Raw genomic sequence first — 16,254 nt, 5'->3', positions numbered from 1 at the left:
GGGCGGCACGCCCTGTTGCGCATTGCCGCGCGCCTGCCCCAGCGGGCATGACGAGCGCCAGATCTTCACGAAGGACAAGACCCATGGCGACCGACATATTGCTGCCCAAGATCGGCTTTTCGATGACCGAGGCCCAGATCGCCGAATGGCTCGCCGAAGACGGCGCGCAAGTGACCGAAGGCCAGCCGCTCTATCTGCTCGAAGCCGACAAGTCGGCCAATGAAGTCGAATCGCCCGCCAGCGGCACATTGCGCATCGTCGCCCAGCCTGGCGAAACCTATGAAGTCGGCACCATCCTGGGCACGATCGAATAATGACCCTGCGCGTCGGCATCGTCAGCGCCGCTTGGGGCGCCTTCGCCCATCTTCCCGCCTGGCGCGCCATTCCCGGCGTGGAGGTGACCGCCATCTGCACCTCGCGCGAGGAAACGGCACGCGCTGCTGCCGATCGGCTGGGCCTGCCGCGCGCCTTCTGGAACGCGCAGGACATGTGCGCCGACCCGGACATCGATATCGTTGATCTCGGCACCCGGCCCTCCGTCCGCCTGCCGATGGTGCTGGCGGCGCTGGCCCATGGCAAACATGTCTATAATGCCAGCCCCCATGCCCCCGACTGGGCAGGCGCCAAAGCGATCGACGCGGGGTGGCGCGCGGGCGGCAGCACCGGCGTGGTCGATGCTTTCTCCCAATGGCTGCCCGCTCACCGCCAGATGAAGGCGATGCTCGATGATAGCTATGTCGGCACGCCGCTCGGCGGCACCTGCCATTTCAACATCTCGCTGTTCAACAGTCCGATCAAGCAATTCCCCTATAATTGGTTCGCGCAAGGCGGGCAGGGGGTGTCGGCCGTCCGCAACAATGGCAGCCATGCGCTCTACATGCTGCGCCACCTGTTCGGGCCGGTCGCCGAACTGGTCGCCGACGACAGCCAGATCCTGCGCGAATGGCGCTTCGCCGATGGCGACACGATCACGCCTGACACCACTGATTTCGCCAATGTCATCCTACGCTTCGAAAGCGGCCTCACCATGCAGATGCAGATCAGTTGGTCCATGGCGCTGCACGATGGCTGGCTGATCGACGTCTTCGGCGACAAGGGCCGCATCGCCGTGTCGTCGCCGACCTTTCCGACTGCGCGCGACTGCACGCTGCGTGCCGGACAATTGGGCGGCACGATGGCGGAAATCGCGATTCCCGATGCCTTCAAGGCGGCCGCTGGAATAACGCTCGACTGGCAAAGCGAACCCCAGCCCAGCTTCCCGATGGCGCTGTCGATGCACGCGATGGTCGAGACGATTGCAGGGCGGGGGACTGCCGCACCCGACTTTGCCGAAGCGCTGGAAGTAGAGCGCCTGCAGGAAGCGATCCGCCTGTCGAGTGAGCAGCGATGCTGGATACGACTGGCGGACGTCGCTTAACCTCTCCGTTCGTTTCGAGCGAAGTCGAGAAACGCCCGCGCCGCGCTACCGCCCGGTAAAGCACGGTGCGCGCTTCTCCCTGAGCGCCGCAATCCCCTCGCGATAATCGGCGCTCCGCACGCTCAGCGATTCATAGGCGATCCCCGCCTCCATCACCGCGCCTGCGATCCGCTTGAGTTCGATATTGGTCAATATCTTGGTCCAGCGGATCGCATTGGGCGCGCCCGCCAGCAGCTTCGCGCAAAAGCCATCGACCGCCTCGTTCAGTGCCTCCGGCGCAACACAGTGGTTGATCAGCCCGATCTCCGCCGCCTTTTGCGCGCTGAGCAACTCACCGGTCAGCAGATATTCCTTGGCCTTGGCCAGCCCGATCCGCTGCGCCCACACGACCGCACCCCCATCCCCGGCGACCAGCCCGATGCCCACATGCGGGTCGCCGATCTTCGCGCCCTCCGCGGCAAATATCACATCGCACAGCAGCGCGATCGACGCGCCTAGCCCCACGGCATGCCCATTCATCCGGCACACGACCGGCTTTTCGATGTCCAGCATCGCAAAGACGATCCGCTTGGCCTGCCGCGCCTCATGGTCGAACAGGTGCGGGTTCGCGGCATTATGCGCCATATGGCCGATGTCGCCCCCCGCCGAAAAGGCCCGCCCCGCGCCGGTCAGCAGCACGACGTCGGAATCGGGATCGGTCCCGGCAAAGGTCAGGGCGTCGGGCAATTCGTCATGCAGCACGCGATCGACCGCGTTCATCGCATCGGGCCGGTTGAGCGTCACCACCAGCAACCGCCCGCGTCGCTCCAGCAGGATCGTCTCATAGGCGGGCAGCATCTGGGTCATCGCTCGGTCTCCTCGACGCTCCCCATATCACGCGCCGCGCCGCCGCCAACGTCGCCCCGGCGATAAGCGCAGGGCTGGCGTGGCGGCAGGCTGCATAACCGATATAGCCTGCGCCATAAGCAGAGGAGAGCGCACATCATGACCGGATTTGACGAAATGGTCGATTGGCTCGTCGTCGGCAGCGGCGCCGGGTCGATGGCTTCGGCCCTGGTCATGCGCGACGCCGGAAAATCGGTCGTCATCCTCGAAAAGACGGCCTTCGTTGGCGGTACGACCGCCAAGTCGGGCGGCGTGATGTGGATTCCAGCTAACCGCTTCATGTTGGCCGATGGCGAAAGCGACAGCGCCGAGGCGGCGATGGCCTATCTCGACGCCGCGCAGGATGATCATCCCGCCCCCGGTACCTCGCCCGAAAAGCGGCGCGCCTATGTGACACAAGCCCCGCGCGCGATCGATTTCCTGGTCGACAAGGGCATCGCCCTGCAACGCGGCGCGACCTTCTGGCCCGATTATTATGACGAACTGCCCGGCGGCTGCAAAACGTCGCGCACCGTCGTCGCCAAGCCTTTCGACCGCAAGGAATTGGGGCCATGGCGCGACAAGCTGCGCAAGGGTTTCGCCGAATTCAACGTCACCCTGGTCGAGGGGATGGAGGCGCAGGGCCATCGCCGTACCAACAAGGCGTCAGGCAAAATGCTGCTGCGCATCATCGGCCGGACGCTGCGGGACAAGCTGCTGGGGCGTGAATATACCACCGCCGGCGCAGCGCTGCAGGGGCGGATGCTCAAGGCTGCCTTGGCCGCCGGCGTGGACATAAGGCTGAACGCTCCCGCCCGCCACATCATCATCGCCGATGACGCCGCGACAGGCGTCGAAACGGTGCGCGATGGCAAGTCCTGGCGGATCGGTGCGCGCCTTGGCGTCCTCATCAATGCGGGCGGCTTCTCGCAAAATCAGGCTATGCGCGATCGCTATATCCCCGGCACCAGCGTCCTATGGTCGCAGACGCCCGAAGGCGATACCGGCGACATGCACCAGGAACTGGAACGGATCGGCGGTCATCTGGCGCAGATGGACCAGTTGGTCGGCTATCAGATGACGCCCGCGCCCGGCTGGGATCAAACCTATGTCGCGCCCGGTGCCCAGTCGATGACCGGCAAGCCCCACGCCATATTGGTGGACCAGAGCGGCCAGCGCTACATGAACGAAGGCGGCAGCTACGAACTGTATTGCGAAACCATGCGCAAACGAAACACGCTGGTCCCCGCCATCCCAAGCTGGGCGATCATCGACCGCAACTATGTCGAACTATACGCCATCGCGGGCAAGTTCATCGACAAGAAAATCCCCGACGGCTGGATCGAAAGCGGCTATCTCCACACCGCCGACTCGATTGCCGAACTGGCCACCAGCATCAAGGTCGATCCCGCCACATTGACGACGACGGTCGCCCGCTGGAACGGTTTCGTGGCCAAGGGCGTGGACGAGGATTTCCAGCGAGGTGCCCGCGCTTATGATAATTGCGGCTTCGTTGGCGATCCCTTCTCCGACCAAAGCGCCCTCGGCGCGATCGACAAAGGACCGTTCTACGCCGTGCCCGTCGTGCCGGGCGATGTCAGCACCTATGGCGGCGTCGTCACCGATGCGCGAGGCCGCGTGGTCAAGGCCAACGGCCAGGTGATCGACGGGCTCTACGCCACCGGCACCACCACGGCATCCGTCATGGGCAATGTCTATGTCGGCGCGGGGGCCAGCATCGGTCCTTCTCTGGTGTTCGGCTATATCGCCGCCCGCCACGCCGCAGGGCTCGATAATCAGCCCTGATCGGTAAAGCGTGCCGGTCGGGACAGAAGATAGGGCAGGGCAGGCGAAGAAATACGCGATTCGCCGCCATCGGCATGGATCAGCGACACCCGCCCGACCCCCGGCGAGGATACCACCGCCACCACGCTATCCACCCATTGGTGCAGCATCGCGCGGGCATGGTCCAGTTCCTCCCCTTGCGTCGTCGATGCGCCTTCCGCCTCCAGTTCGGCTTCCAATTGTAGCACCCGGTCCGTCCGCTCGCTGATGTCGCGTGTGTCCTTGGTCATAAAATCCTTCCTTTCCCGTCGAGCATGAACGCCCCCGCGCGCCGCGCAAAGGGCAGCGCGCGCATATCGGCGGGGCGAATTGGCGGTGTGTTTCAGGGGATCAACGCCGCCTTCCGGGCCTTGGTCCCCGCCAGCATCGACATATCGCCCCGGCGAGTTGACCCTCGCCCCGCAACGGCCAATGCAGGGGGCATCCCATTGGCCATCTGAGGACTTTATGGCAGAGCTGAGCAACGCCCCGGCGCCGACCCCGGACCAGCTGGTAGACATCTACCGGCGCATGATCCGCATCGAACGCAATGATGACGCCATCCGCAAGACCATCCGGCTTGGGCGGCTCGTCATGCCCTATTATTCCGCGCGCGGGCAGGAAGTCATCCCCGCCACCCTCTCATCGTTGATGACGGACGATGATAAGATCTGCACCATCTATCGCGGCATCCACGACATGGTGGCAAAGGATATGCCACTGCGCCCGCTCTGGGCCGAAATCGCTGGCCGGGTCGATGGCACCTGCAAGGGGAAGGGCGGACCGATGCACCTTACCCACCCCGAAAGCGGCGTCATGGTTACGACCGGAATCGTCGGTTCCTCCATGCCGATCGCCAATGGCCTCGCCTGGGCGGCAAAGCTGGACGGGTCGCGGCGCGTCACCATCGCCTATTTCGGTGACGGCGCTTCCAACATCGGCGCTTTCCATGAATCGCTCAACCTCGCCTCGGTCTGGAAGCTGCCGGTGATCTTCGTGTGCCAGAATAACGGCTTTGCCGAACATACGCGCTATGAGAACGGCACCTCGGTCGACTTCATCGCCAAGCGCGCGATCGGCTACGGCATGCCCGGCCATACGGTCGACGGGAACGACCCGCTCGCCATGTTCGCCGCCGCGCATGACGCCATCACCCGCGCGCGCGATGGCGAAGGCCCGACCCTGCTGGAATGCAAGACCTTCCGCTTCCATGGCCATGTGCTGGGCGATGACGATAAATATATGACCAAGGAAGAAAAGGCGGCGGCCATCGAAAAAGACCCGCTGCCCGCCTTCAAGGCCTGGCTGATCGAAAAGGGCCATGCGACCGAAGAGACGCTGGCCACAATGCAGGCGACGATCGAAGCCGAGATCGAGGACGCACAGGAATTCGGCCTCGCCAGTCCCTTGCCCTCGGTGGACGAACTCCGCCGCGATGTCTTTGCGCAGGAGATCCCAGCATGAGCGCCAAGAAGATGAACAGCCTCCAGGCCGTGAACGCAGCCCTGCATCAGGCCATGGCCGAAGATGACAAGGTGATCGTGCTGGGCGAGGATATCGCCGATCGCGAAGGCGGCGGCGTCACCGGCGCGACGGCGGGCCTGTCGACCAAATTCGGCGACGATCGCGTAAAATCCACGCCCATTTCCGAACAGGCGATCATCGGTGCGGCCATCGGCGCGGCACTGGCGGGCTATAAGCCCGTCGCCGAAATCATGCTGATGAACTTCACCGCCGTCGCCATGGATATGATCTTCAACCATGCCGCCAAGCTGCGCTTCATGTCAGGTGGGCAAAGCACCGTGCCGATCACCATCCGCACGCTGACGGGTGCCGGCTGGCAGACGGCGGGCCAACATGCCGATCATCTCGAAGGCTGGTTCGCGCATACGGCCGGGATCAAGGTGGTCGCGCCTTCCAACCCGGTCGACTATGCAGGATTGCTCCTGTCCTGCATCCAAGACCCGGACCCCTGTATCTTCATCGAATCGGCCGGATCGCTGTTCATCCCTGCCGAAGTGCCCGATGTGATAGTGCCCGTTCCGCTCGGCAAGGCGCGGGTGGTACAGGAAGGAACCGACGTCACCATCGTTTCCTGGTCCTCGCAGGTCATCCGCTGCCAGCAGGCGCTGGCACCCTTGGCAGAGGCGGGCATTTCGGTCGAACTGATCGACCTGCGCACGGTATCGCCCTGGGATAAGGAAGCGGTGCTGGCCTCCGTCGCCAAGACAGGGCGCGCCGTGATCGCCCATGAAGCGGTGCGCCATTTCGGCCCCGGCGGCGAAATCGCCTCGACCATAGCCGAAGAATTGTTCGGTCAGTTGAAGGCACCGGTCCGCCGCCTCGGCGCGCCCTATTCACCGGTGCCCTTCGCCAAGGTGCTGGAAGACGCCTATATCGTCTCGCCCGACCGGGTGGTCGAAACGGTCAAGGCCCTGATGGCCTGACACAAACAGGGGGCCGATCCACAAAGGACCGGCCCCCTCTCTTATACCGCCCCGTCAATCGCCCGATGACGCGCCGCCCGACAGGCCGGATGCCAGCACGATTCCATCTATCTCGCGCAACATCGCCGCGAACTGGTCCAGTTCCGCCTTGGCGAAGCGGCTGAAAATCTGCTGTTCCAACTCCAGCGCCTTGGGCACGACCGCCTCATATAAACTGCGTCCTTCGCTCGTCAGCACCAACAGATGCGACCGCTGATCGGCGGCGTTGGGCCTGCGTGCGATGAGGTCGCGCGCGATCAGGCTCTTCGCCGCGCGGCTCACCGTCACCTTGTCCATGCGCGTGCGGATGCCGATCGCCTGCTGGGTGATTCCGTCCGCGCTTTCGGCCGTCACCGCAATCACCCGCCATTCGGGAATGCGCAGTCCGAACAGCGCCTGATAGGCGCTCGCCACCGCGTCGCTCACCAGATTGGCGGTGAAAGACAGGCGATAGGGCAGGAAATGATCGAGCATGAGCGTAGCAGCGGACATGGCAGATAGTAACATTTGACACCAGTTCGGCAAGGCCTATGATGGTTGCAAAGGAAACTATCGGCCGGAGAGGGCAGGGCAATGGGCGCGAGCGACAACATGATGACCGGCTTTGCCAATCATTTCGCGACGCAGGCCGTACCTGGCGCGCTGCCGGTCGGCTGCAACTCGCCGCAGAGAGTGCCTTTTGGCCTCTATGCCGAACAGCTTTCAGGCACGGCCTTCACCGCCCCTCGCGCCGAGAACCGCCGAAGTTGGCTCTACCGCCTGCGCCCGACCGCGCAACATGGCGCCTATCGACCGTGGCAGGGGGCTGGCCAATTCCGTTCCGCGCCTTTCACCGACCTGCCGCCATCCCCCAACCGCCTGCGCTGGAACCCGCTGCCGATCCCGACCGATCCGACCGATTTCCTCGACGGCCTCGTCACCTATTGCGGTAATGGCGATGTCGCGGCGGGCGTGGGGCAGGGGGTGCATCTCTACGCCTGCAACCACTCGATGCACGACCGGGCCTTCTTCAACGCCGATGGTGAAATGCTGATCGTGCCGCAGGAAGGGGCCATCCGCATGATAACCGAACTCGGCCGTTTCGACGTTGCCCCGCTCCAGATCGCCCTGATCCCGCGCGGCCTACGCTTCCGCGTCGAATTGCTGGAGCCGACCGCGCGTGGCTATGTCTGCGAAAATTACGGCGCGGCCTTCCGCCTGCCCGATCTCGGCCCGATCGGATCGAACGGCCTCGCCAACCCCCGCGATTTCGAAACGCCGGTCGCCTGGTTCGAGGATGTCGACGCGCCGGTCGACCTCATCCAGAAATTCCAGGGTCAGCTCTGGTCCACCCGTCTGCCGCACAGTCCGTTCGATGTCGTCGCCTGGCACGGCAATCTCGCGCCCTGCCGCTATGACCTGCGCCGTTTCAACACGATCAACACGGTCAGCTACGACCATCCCGATCCGTCCATCTTCACCGTCCTGACCAGCCCCAGCGACACGCCCGGCACCGCCAATTGCGACTTCGTCATCTTCCCGCCGCGCTGGATGGTGGCGGAGGACACGTTCCGCCCGCCCTGGTTCCACCGCAACGTCATGAGCGAATTTATGGGCCTGATAACAGGAGCCTATGACGCAAAGGCAGGTGGCTTCGCGCCCGGCGGCGCATCGCTGCACAATCAGATGGCCAGCCACGGTCCCGACCGCGCCAGCTATGAAGCGGGCATCATTGCCGCCTTGGCCCCGCACAAGATCGAAGCGACCATGGCCTTCATGTTCGAAAGTCGTCTTCCCTTCAGTCCCACCTCTTTCGCCGCGCAAGCGCCCTTCGCCCAGCCCGACTATGACCAATGCTGGGATGGCTTCCGCAAGGCGCAACTCCCCACAGACAAGGACGCCGCATGATCGACCACACCCACGCCGCCGACCTGCAAAGCTGGGTCACCAGCGCGAACGGCCATGCTGCCTTCCCGATCCAGAATCTGCCGCTCGGCATCTTCTCGCCACCCGGCGGCGCTCCGCGCGCGGGCGTCGCAATCGGCGACTATATCCTTGATATAAAATCCATAATTGACATTCTGCCAACGGGTTTGCAAGCCGCGCTGAACCAAACCCGCCTCAACAGTTTCTTCGCCCTGCCCACCGCCCTCCGGCGCGAATTACGCAAAGTAATGTCCGCTTCGCTGTCCGATTTGGCGTTTCAAAAAGTGGTCGAACCCGCTCTGCACCCGATGGACACTTGCGAACTCCACCTGCCAGCGACCATCGGCGACTATACCGATTTCTATGTCGGCATCCACCACGCCACCCATGTCGGCCAGCTATTCCGCCCCGACAATCCGCTGCTGCCCAATTATAAATATGTCCCCATCGGCTATCATGGCCGCGCTTCCTCGATCCGCCCCTCAGGTGTCCCGGTCGTCCGCCCGGTCGGCCAGACCAAGGGACCACAGGATAGCGAACCGCGCTTCGGCCCGACCCGGCGGCTCGATTATGAACTCGAACTCGGCCTGTGGATCGGCGAGGGCAATGCGCTCGGCGAACCCATCCCGATCGGCCAGGCGGCCGACCATATTGCGGGCTTCTGCCTGCTCAACGACTGGTCGGCGCGCGATTTTCAGGCCTGGGAATATGTGCCGCTCGGCCCCTTCCTCGCCAAGAATTTCCATTCGACCATATCGCCCTGGGTCATCACGCCCGAAGCGCTCGCCCCCTTCCGCACTGCACAGCCAGCGCGGGACGCCGCCGACCCCAAGCCCTTGCCCTATCTCTGGGACGATGGGGATCAGGCTGGCGGCGCTCTAGCGCTCGACCTTAGCGTCACCCTGTCCACCACCCGGATGCGCGATCAGGGGCTGCCGGACTTCGCGCTCAGCCACGGCCCCTCATCGAACATGTATTGGACGCCTGCGCAGATCGTCGCTCATCATGCCTCGAACGGCTGCAACCTCCAGCCTGGCGACCTGCTCGGCACCGGCACCATTTCCGGTCCCGATCGCAGCGCCTATGGCAGCCTGCTCGAAATCAGCCGTGGCGGCGCGGAGCCGATCACTCTGCCATCGGGCGAACAGCGCACCTTTCTGGAGGATGGCGACGAAGTGGTCCTCACCGCGACCGCGCAGCGCGAAGGCTTTGCGTCCATCGGCTTTGGCGAATGCCGCGCCCGCATCCTTCCGGCGAAAGGCTGACTGACATGATCCTGCACGGCTATTGGCGGTCGAGCGCCGCTTACCGGGTCCGCATCGCGCTGGCGCTCAAGGGGCTGGACTATCGCCAGACGCCCCACGACCTGCGCACCGCTGCGCATCGCGCCCCGTCCTTCCGCGCACTCAACCCGCAAGCGCTCATTCCCGCGCTGGAGACGCCGGACGGTGTCCTCACCCAGTCCGGCGCGATTATCGAATGGCTGGACGAGCAATATCCAAATCCGCCGCTGCTGCCCGCCACTCCGTTCGACAGGGCGGTGGTGCGCGGCATGGCGGCCCTCGTCGCGTGTGACATTCACCCGCTCAACAATCTGCGCGTCCTTGACCGGCTACACGGCGATTTCGCGGCGACCCCCGATCAGATCGCCGCCTGGATCGCCCACTGGATCAGCGAAGGCTTCGCCGCGTTGGAGCAACAGATTGCCCGCCACGGCGGCGACTTCACCTTCGGCAATACACCCGGACTGGCCGACTGTTTCCTGCTACCACAACTCTACGGTGCCAATCGCTTTGGCGTCGATGTGCAGCCCTTCCCGCTGATCCGCGCGATCGGCACCCGCCTGTCGGGCCTGGCACTCGTCGCCCAAGCCCATCCCGACCGGCAGCCCGACGCCGACCGCGCTTAAAGCAGCCCCGCATCCTTATGCGCCAACCGCCGCCCGGTGATCAGCGTCTGGCCGATGAACAGGATGATCAGTAGGCCGCCGACCGCGCCGACGAAGATGTCGAAGCCCGACCACCGCCCGAACAGGCCCGGCCCATAGCCAAGCGCCATCATCATGATGGTCAGGCCGATCAGCATCAGCCGTAATTCGGTCGGCCCGGCCGACAGATAGGAGAGTTTGAACTCGCCCAGCACGCGGGCGGAAAGATAGGCGTGGATCGACAGCAGTAGATAGCCTGCCAGCGCCACCATCGCCACATCCATCGTCACAAAGGGGCTGAGGCCTATCCCCGCCAGGATCAGCAGCGTCACCAGCCCGTCGCAGCTATGGTCGATGAAATAGCCATAGGATGGCCGCTCGATCCGCCGGAACCGCGCCAGGCTGCCATCCATCGAATCGCCGAACCACTGGACGACATAGCCGATAATGGCCAGAATCAGCCACGCCGCGCCCCAATTGCTGGCCACATAACCGGCAAAGGTCATCACCGCGCCGATCACCCCGGCGAAGGTCAGGCGGTCGGGCGTGACCCAACTCGGCATCCGGCTGCATAGCCAGGTCAGCAGTCGTCGTTCGGCCTTGGCAAGAAAATTCTGTTGTATGCGGTCGAGCGCGCCGGGGCCACTCTGTAATGAGTCTGTCATATCGCCTTATCGGGCAACCCAGCGACAACGGCAATGCTCCTGTCGCATCGATCGACGCTCGGCCTGCCTCTATTCCGTCATCCGCGCGGCAATGCTGGCCGCATCAGCCTGCCAGTCGATGCCGTGCGCGCTCGTCCAGTCCGCATCATAATAGGTGCAGCCATAGCGATCGCCACTGTCGCACAGCAAGGTGACGATACTCCCCTGTTCACCGGCTCGCGCCATGTCATCGGCGATCTCCATGCAGACCCAGATATTGGTGCCGGTCGATCCGCCGACGCGACGGCCCAATATTCCGGCCAGCGCATGCATCGCGCCGATCGACTGCCCATCCTCCACCGCGATCATCCGGTCGATCACCGAGGGGATGAAGCTCGGCTCGACGCGGGGCCGCCCGATCCCCTCGATCCGCGCGGCGCAACCTTCGGGGAGGGTCGTGACCGACGGGTCGGCATGATGGCGGTGAAAGACCGAGTTGACGGGGTCGGCGACGCACAGGCGCGTCGCATGCCGTTCGTGGCGGATGAAGCGGCCGATCGTCGCCGATGTGCCGCCCGTCCCCGCGCCACAGACGATCCAGCTAGGGATGGGATATTCTTCCTGCGCCATTTGGGTGAAGATGCTCTGCGCGATATTATTATTACCGCGCCAATCGGTCGCCCGCTCGGCATAAGTGAACTGATCGAGATAATGGCCGCCCGTTTCGCGCGCCAGTCGTTGGGCGGTGGCATAGACGGTGCGGGGATCATCGACGGCATGGATCTCGCCGCCGTGAAAGCGGATCGCATCGAGCTTGGGCGCGGCGGTGGAGGCGGGCACCACGGCGATAAAGCGCAGCCCCAGCATCTTAGCGAAATAGGCTTCGGACACGGCGGTCGAGCCGGAGGAGGCCTCAATCACCGTCGTCCGCGGCCCGATCCATTCATTGCACAGCGCATAAAGGAAAAGCGAGCGCGCAAGCCGATGCTTAAGGCTGCCGGTCGGGTGCGAGCTTTCATCCTTGAGATAGAGGGTGATGCCGGGGTGGCGCGGCAGGGGCAGGCGGATAAGGTGGGTGTCGGCGGAGCGGTTATAATCCGCCTCAATCCGCCTTATCGCTTCGGCCAGCCAGTCCCGCGACACCCCACCACTCATGCGGCCAGGCCCAATGCCCGCAGCAAAGCGGCCGAATCCGGCTCGCGGCCCCGGAAGCCGACGAAATTGTCGAGCGCAGGTCGCGATCCGCCCCGTGCCAGCACATGGTCGCGGAACAGGCCACCCAAGGCGGCCCGGTCGGCGCGCTCATCGGCAAAGGCTTCGAAGGCGTCGGCCGACAGGCGTTCGGCCCACAAATAGCTGTAATAGCCCGCCGCATAGCCGCCCGCGAAGATATGGCTGAAGCCATGGGCAAAGCGATGCCACTCCGGCGGATGGATAACGGCTACCTCCTGCCGGACTGCCTGTAGCACTTCCTGCGCGGAGGGGCCATCGGGTCGCGCCGCCGCCAGATGCAGGCGCAGGTCGAACAGAGCGAACTCCACCTGCCGCAACAGCGCCAGCGCCCCCATGAAGCGGCGGGCTGCGAGCATCCGGCCGATCATCGCCTCGTCCAAAGGCGCGCCGCCCGTCTCATGCGCCGACACCCGGCGCAGCATGGCGGGTTCCCAGGCGAAATTCTCCAGAAACTGGCTCGGCAGTTCCACCGCATCCCATTCGACGCCCGATATGCCGCCGATCGAAGGCAGGTCCACCTGCGTCAGCAGATGATGCAGGCAATGCCCCATTTCGTGGAACAGCGTGACCATATCCGAATGGGTAAGATGCGCCGGACGGTCCGCGCCGCCGCTGGCGAAATTGCAGACCAGATAGGCGATCGGCATCTGCTCCCGGTCGGCTTCGCGCAGACGGGGACGGCACACATCCATCCACGCACCGCCCCGCTTGCCCGCACGAGCGAACATATCGCAATAGAGCGCGGCGACGGGCGCGTCCTCGCCCGCCCGGTGCAACGTGAAATAGCGCACATCGGGATGCCACACCGGCGCTTCGCCATCGGCGGCGCGGATTTCCAGTTCGAACAGGTCGGTGACCAAGGCGAACAATCCATCAAGCACGCGCGCCAGCGGCAGGTGCGCGCGGATTTCCGCTTCGTCCACCGCATGCACCGCGCGGCGCATATGCTCAGTCACATAAGCGACGTCCCATGGCTCGATGGTCGCGATGTCGAGATGATCGCGGGCGAAGGCGGTCAGTTCGGCCAGTTCCTCCTGCGCGCGCGGCCGCGCCCGTTGTGCCAGGTCGACGAGGAAAGCGTCCACCTCAGCCCCATCGCGCGCCATCTTGGTCGACAGCGACAGCGCTACCGCATCACTATGGCCCAGCAAACGCGCGGCATCCTGCCGCAAGGCCAGCAATTGCGCGATCCGGTCGCCATTGTCGAACTGGCCCGCCTGCGGTCCCTGGTCGGAGGCGCGGGTGCCATAGGCTTCGTAGACGGTGCGGCGCAAATCGCGATCCTGCGCAAAGGCTGTGACAGCGCGCACCGACGGCGCGTGAAGATCGACGAGCCAGCCGTCCAGCCCCTTCGCTTGCGCGGCGCGTGCCATAGCATCCTGATCGCTCTGCGGCACCCCCGCCAGGCGCGAGTCGTCGGTCAGGTGCAGCGTCCAGGCTTCGGTCGCATCCATCACTGCATTGGCGAACGTAGTCGCTAGTCGCCCCTGTTCGACGCTGTTGGCGGCAAAGGCGGCGCGATCTCCCCCGTCCAGGCTGACGCCCGACAATTCGAAGCCGCGCAACGTCAGCGCCAGCGCGCGGGCTTGCGCGTCGTCCAATCCCTCGGTCGGGATCGCGGCGAGCGCGTCATAGAGCGGCCGGTCCTGGCCCACCTCGGCAAAATAGCTGTGGATCAGCGGCTGGGCTTCACCATGGGCGGCGCGCAGTTCGGGGCTGTTGGTCACGCCGATCAGATGATCGACCGTGCCCCATATGCGCGACAGGGCTGCGTCGGCGCTTTCCTTGGCCAGGAAGACGGCAGCAAAGCCCGACGCCTGGGCGCACTGGGCCATGGCGGCGCGGTGGGTGGCGATCGCGCTTTCCACGGCGGGCAGGACATGGTCGGGATGGACGGCGCCGAACTGGGGATGCAGGCGGCTGTCGAGCAGGGGATTAGCTTGGGTCATGCCCTTGCCCTTACACGGGGCGGGGCATGACCGTAAAGCGCTCCATGGGTCAGAGGCGGGCGCTATGCCAGCGCAGATGATCCTCCATGAAGGTCGAGATGGTATAATAGCTATGATCATAGCCGGGCTGGAGCCGCAGCGTCAGCGGGATGCCCGCCGCCCTGCAAGCAGCGTCCAGCAGGTCGGGGCGGAGTTGTTCGGCAAGGAAGGGATCGGCCTCTCCCTGATCCACCAGCAGGTCGGCGATCCGCGCGCCATCCTCAATCAGCGCCACCGCATCATGACGACGCCAGGCTGTGCGATCATCACCGAGATAGCCGCTCAACGCTTTCTGGCCCCAGGGAACTTGCGAGGGCGCAACGATCGGGGCGAAGGCCGACACCGATTTGAACCGGTCGGGGAAGGTCAGTCCGATGGTCAATGCGCCATGGCCGCCCATGGAATGGCCCATGATCGACTGGCGCGCCATGTCGGCGGGGAATTCCGCTGCAACCAGCGCGGGCAGTTCTTCGGTCACATAGGACCACATATGATAGTGGGTTGCGAAGGGTTGCTGCGTCGCATCGACGTAAAAGCCCGCACCGAGGCCAAAATCATAGGCGCCCTCAGGATCATCAGCCACGCCGTCGCCGCGCGGCGACGTGTCAGGTGCGACGAAGATGAGGCCCAGCTCCGCGCACAGGCGGCGATATTCGCCCTTTTCCGTGACATTGGCATGGGTGCAGGTCAGGCCCGACAGATACCAGACCACTGGTAGCTCCGCGCCGGGCGCATGCGGCGGGACATAGACCGAGAAGGTCATGTCGATCGCGCAGACGGCGGAGGCATGGCGATAGACACCCTGCACCCCGCCAAAGGCGCGATTGGTCGAAACCGTCTCCATCATTAGAACACCACGACGCTGCGGATGCTCTTGCCGGCATGCATAAGATCAAAGCCCTTGTTGATCTCCTCCAGGCTCAGGACATGGGTGATCATCGGGTCGATCTCGATCTTGCCATTCATATACCAATCGACAATCTTGGGTACATCAGTGCGGCCCTTTGCCCCGCCAAAGGCACTGCCTTGCCAGACGCGGCCCGTGACGAGCTGGAAAGGCCGCGTGCTGATTTCCTTGCCCGCTTCCGCGACACCGATGACCGTCGACACGCCCCAACCGCGATGACAAGCCTCCAGCGCTTGGCGCATGACCGTCGTGTTGCCGGTGCAGTCGAACGTATGGTCCGCCCCGCCGTCGGTCAGGGCCACCAGATGCTGGACGATATCGCCCTCAATCTCCTTGGGATTGACGAAATGGGTCATGCCAAAGCGTTTGCCCCATGCCTCGCGGTCGGGATTGATGTCGACGCCGATGATCTTGTCGGCACCCACCATGCGCGCGCCCTGCAGCACGTTCAGGCCGATGCCGCCCAGGCCGAATACGATGACATTGTCGCCCACGCGAACCTTGGCGGTATTCACCACCGCGCCGACGCCCGTCGTGACACCGCAGCCGATATAGCAGCTCTTGTCGAACGGCGCGTCCTCGCGGATCTTGGCGACCGCAATCTCCGGCAGGACAGTGAAGTTGGAGAAGGTCGAACAGCCCATATAATGGTAGATGGGCTGGCCCTTGTAGGAAAAGCGGGTCGTGCCGTCGGGCATCAGCCCCTTGCCCTGCGTCGCGCGGATCGCGGTACACAGGTTGGTCTTGCCCGACAGGCAGCTTTTGCACTGGCGGCATTCGGGGGTGTAGAGCGGGATCACATGGTCGCCCGGCTTGACGCTGGTGACGCCAGCGCCGACTTCGCGCACGATGCCCGCGCCTTCATGACCCAGTACGGACGGGAAGATGCCCTCGCTGTCGAAACCGTCGAGCGTGTAGGCGTCGGTATGGCAGATGCCCGTCGCCATGATTTCCACCAGAACCTCGCCCGCCTTCGGCCCTTCCAGGTCCAGTTCGACGATTTCAAGCGGCTTCTTGGCTTCAAAAGCGACGGCGGCGCGGGTCTTCATATGGCACTCC

General features: G+C 64.3%; 16 protein-coding genes. 8 read left to right on the top strand and 8 right to left on the bottom strand.

From position 1 onward, the window contains the following. Positions 1–83 precede the first annotated feature (83 nt). Positions 84–314, top strand: a complete 231-nt coding sequence (locus J2W40_RS04920; RefSeq protein ID WP_037473685.1) for a biotin/lipoyl-containing protein — start codon at positions 84–86, stop codon at positions 312–314. Continuing rightward, positions 314–1,417, top strand: coding sequence for a Gfo/Idh/MocA family protein (locus tag J2W40_RS04915; RefSeq protein WP_310222279.1), 1,104 nt, complete (start codon positions 314–316; stop codon positions 1,415–1,417). The genes J2W40_RS04920 and J2W40_RS04915 overlap by 1 nt, the downstream gene beginning before the upstream one ends. A gap of 45 nt (positions 1,418–1,462) precedes the next feature. On the opposite strand, the gene J2W40_RS04910 is transcribed toward J2W40_RS04915, so the two are convergent. Then, positions 1,463–2,263, bottom strand: coding sequence for an enoyl-CoA hydratase/isomerase family protein (locus tag J2W40_RS04910; RefSeq protein WP_310222278.1), 801 nt, complete (start codon positions 2,261–2,263; stop codon positions 1,463–1,465). A 138-nt stretch (positions 2,264–2,401) separates the two neighbouring features. Between J2W40_RS04910 and J2W40_RS04905 the strand changes: the two genes are divergently transcribed. Further along, positions 2,402–4,087 carry an FAD-binding protein gene (locus J2W40_RS04905; RefSeq protein ID WP_310222277.1) on the top strand — a complete coding sequence of 562 codons (1,686 nt, stop codon included), beginning with the start codon at positions 2,402–2,404 and terminating at the stop codon, positions 4,085–4,087. Here J2W40_RS04905 and J2W40_RS04900 read toward each other — a convergent pair. Continuing rightward, positions 4,078–4,356, bottom strand: coding sequence for a hypothetical protein (locus J2W40_RS04900; protein ID WP_310222276.1), 279 nt, complete (start codon positions 4,354–4,356; stop codon positions 4,078–4,080). The genes J2W40_RS04905 and J2W40_RS04900 overlap by 10 nt on opposite strands. A gap of 217 nt (positions 4,357–4,573) precedes the next feature. Here J2W40_RS04900 and J2W40_RS04895 point away from each other — a divergent pair, with 217 nt between their 5' ends. After that, positions 4,574–5,569: a thiamine pyrophosphate-dependent dehydrogenase E1 component subunit alpha gene (locus J2W40_RS04895; RefSeq protein WP_310222275.1), complete on the top strand. Its 996-nt coding sequence runs from the start codon at positions 4,574–4,576 to the stop codon at positions 5,567–5,569. Then, the gene (locus tag J2W40_RS04890; RefSeq protein ID WP_310222274.1) at positions 5,566–6,552 is read left to right on the top strand and encodes an alpha-ketoacid dehydrogenase subunit beta; all 987 of its coding nucleotides are present in this window, start codon (positions 5,566–5,568) and stop codon (positions 6,550–6,552) included. The genes J2W40_RS04895 and J2W40_RS04890 overlap by 4 nt, the downstream gene beginning before the upstream one ends. Before the next feature lie 54 nt (positions 6,553–6,606). Here the strand turns inward: J2W40_RS04890 and J2W40_RS04885 are convergent, their stop codons facing one another. Next, positions 6,607–7,083, bottom strand: coding sequence for a MarR family winged helix-turn-helix transcriptional regulator (locus J2W40_RS04885; RefSeq protein ID WP_310222273.1), 477 nt, complete (start codon positions 7,081–7,083; stop codon positions 6,607–6,609). A gap of 102 nt (positions 7,084–7,185) precedes the next feature. Here J2W40_RS04885 and hmgA point away from each other — a divergent pair, with 102 nt between their 5' ends. Genes hmgA through maiA form a run of 3 tightly spaced genes read left to right on the top strand, consistent with a single transcriptional unit; the run spans position 7,186 to position 10,405 of the window. Further along, positions 7,186–8,478 carry a homogentisate 1,2-dioxygenase gene (gene hmgA / locus J2W40_RS04880; RefSeq protein ID WP_310222603.1) on the top strand — a complete coding sequence of 431 codons (1,293 nt, stop codon included), beginning with the start codon at positions 7,186–7,188 and terminating at the stop codon, positions 8,476–8,478. Next, positions 8,475–9,761 (top strand): fumarylacetoacetase, encoded by a 1,287-nt coding sequence (fahA, locus tag J2W40_RS04875; protein WP_310222272.1) that lies wholly within the window; start codon positions 8,475–8,477, stop codon positions 9,759–9,761. The genes hmgA and fahA overlap by 4 nt, the downstream gene beginning before the upstream one ends. A gap of 5 nt (positions 9,762–9,766) precedes the next feature. Then, positions 9,767–10,405, top strand: coding sequence for a maleylacetoacetate isomerase (maiA, locus tag J2W40_RS04870; RefSeq protein WP_310222271.1), 639 nt, complete (start codon positions 9,767–9,769; stop codon positions 10,403–10,405). Here the strand turns inward: maiA and J2W40_RS04865 are convergent. From J2W40_RS04865 to J2W40_RS04845, 5 genes are all read right to left on the bottom strand, one after another. After that, a complete protein-coding gene (locus J2W40_RS04865) occupies positions 10,402–11,088 on the bottom strand; it encodes a CDP-alcohol phosphatidyltransferase family protein (protein ID WP_310222270.1) in 687 nt (228 codons plus the stop codon). The two genes, maiA and J2W40_RS04865, sit on opposite strands and share 4 nt — an antisense overlap. 69 nt (positions 11,089–11,157) lie before the next feature. Further along, positions 11,158–12,222 (bottom strand): PLP-dependent cysteine synthase family protein, encoded by a 1,065-nt coding sequence (locus tag J2W40_RS04860; protein WP_310222269.1) that lies wholly within the window; start codon positions 12,220–12,222, stop codon positions 11,158–11,160. Then, positions 12,219–14,249, bottom strand: coding sequence for a M3 family metallopeptidase (locus tag J2W40_RS04855; RefSeq protein ID WP_310222268.1), 2,031 nt, complete (start codon positions 14,247–14,249; stop codon positions 12,219–12,221). The genes J2W40_RS04860 and J2W40_RS04855 overlap by 4 nt, the downstream gene beginning before the upstream one ends. Positions 14,250–14,298: 49 nt before the next feature. Next, positions 14,299–15,132, bottom strand: a complete 834-nt coding sequence (gene fghA / locus J2W40_RS04850) for an S-formylglutathione hydrolase (protein ID WP_310222601.1) — start codon at positions 15,130–15,132, stop codon at positions 14,299–14,301. A 2-nt stretch (positions 15,133–15,134) separates the two neighbouring features. Continuing rightward, on the bottom strand, positions 15,135–16,244 hold the full coding sequence (locus J2W40_RS04845; protein ID WP_310222267.1) for an S-(hydroxymethyl)glutathione dehydrogenase/class III alcohol dehydrogenase: 1,110 nt from the start codon (positions 16,242–16,244) through the stop codon (positions 15,135–15,137). Between the last annotated feature and the right edge of the window lie 10 nt (positions 16,245–16,254).

It is taken from the genome of Sphingobium xenophagum (genome assembly GCF_031457465.1).
Classification (GTDB): Bacteria; Pseudomonadota; Alphaproteobacteria; order Sphingomonadales; family Sphingomonadaceae; genus Sphingobium; species Sphingobium xenophagum_A.
This window is presented reverse-complemented; position numbering and strand designations above follow the sequence as displayed.

Excerpts from the sequence above, each read along its gene's own strand:
- J2W40_RS04920 (WP_037473685.1), top strand. The coding sequence starts at position 84 with ATGGCGACCGACATATTGCTGCCCAAGATCGGCTTTTCGATGACCGAG.
- J2W40_RS04915 (WP_310222279.1), top strand. The coding sequence starts at position 314 with ATGACCCTGCGCGTCGGCATCGTCAGCGCCGCTTGGGGCGCCTTCGCC.
- J2W40_RS04910 (WP_310222278.1), bottom strand. The coding sequence starts at position 2,263 with ATGACCCAGATGCTGCCCGCCTATGAGACGATCCTGCTGGAGCGACGC.
- J2W40_RS04905 (WP_310222277.1), top strand. The coding sequence starts at position 2,402 with ATGACCGGATTTGACGAAATGGTCGATTGGCTCGTCGTCGGCAGCGGC.
- J2W40_RS04900 (WP_310222276.1), bottom strand. The coding sequence starts at position 4,356 with ATGACCAAGGACACACGCGACATCAGCGAGCGGACGGACCGGGTGCTA.
- J2W40_RS04895 (WP_310222275.1), top strand. The coding sequence starts at position 4,574 with ATGGCAGAGCTGAGCAACGCCCCGGCGCCGACCCCGGACCAGCTGGTA.
- J2W40_RS04890 (WP_310222274.1), top strand. The coding sequence starts at position 5,566 with ATGAGCGCCAAGAAGATGAACAGCCTCCAGGCCGTGAACGCAGCCCTG.
- J2W40_RS04885 (WP_310222273.1), bottom strand. The coding sequence starts at position 7,083 with ATGTCCGCTGCTACGCTCATGCTCGATCATTTCCTGCCCTATCGCCTG.
- hmgA (WP_310222603.1), top strand. The coding sequence starts at position 7,186 with ATGACCGGCTTTGCCAATCATTTCGCGACGCAGGCCGTACCTGGCGCG.
- fahA (WP_310222272.1), top strand. The coding sequence starts at position 8,475 with ATGATCGACCACACCCACGCCGCCGACCTGCAAAGCTGGGTCACCAGC.
- maiA (WP_310222271.1), top strand. The coding sequence starts at position 9,767 with ATGATCCTGCACGGCTATTGGCGGTCGAGCGCCGCTTACCGGGTCCGC.
- J2W40_RS04865 (WP_310222270.1), bottom strand. The coding sequence starts at position 11,088 with ATGACAGACTCATTACAGAGTGGCCCCGGCGCGCTCGACCGCATACAA.
- J2W40_RS04860 (WP_310222269.1), bottom strand. The coding sequence starts at position 12,222 with ATGAGTGGTGGGGTGTCGCGGGACTGGCTGGCCGAAGCGATAAGGCGG.
- J2W40_RS04855 (WP_310222268.1), bottom strand. The coding sequence starts at position 14,249 with ATGACCCAAGCTAATCCCCTGCTCGACAGCCGCCTGCATCCCCAGTTC.
- fghA (WP_310222601.1), bottom strand. The coding sequence starts at position 15,132 with ATGGAGACGGTTTCGACCAATCGCGCCTTTGGCGGGGTGCAGGGTGTC.
- J2W40_RS04845 (WP_310222267.1), bottom strand. The coding sequence starts at position 16,244 with ATGAAGACCCGCGCCGCCGTCGCTTTTGAAGCCAAGAAGCCGCTTGAA.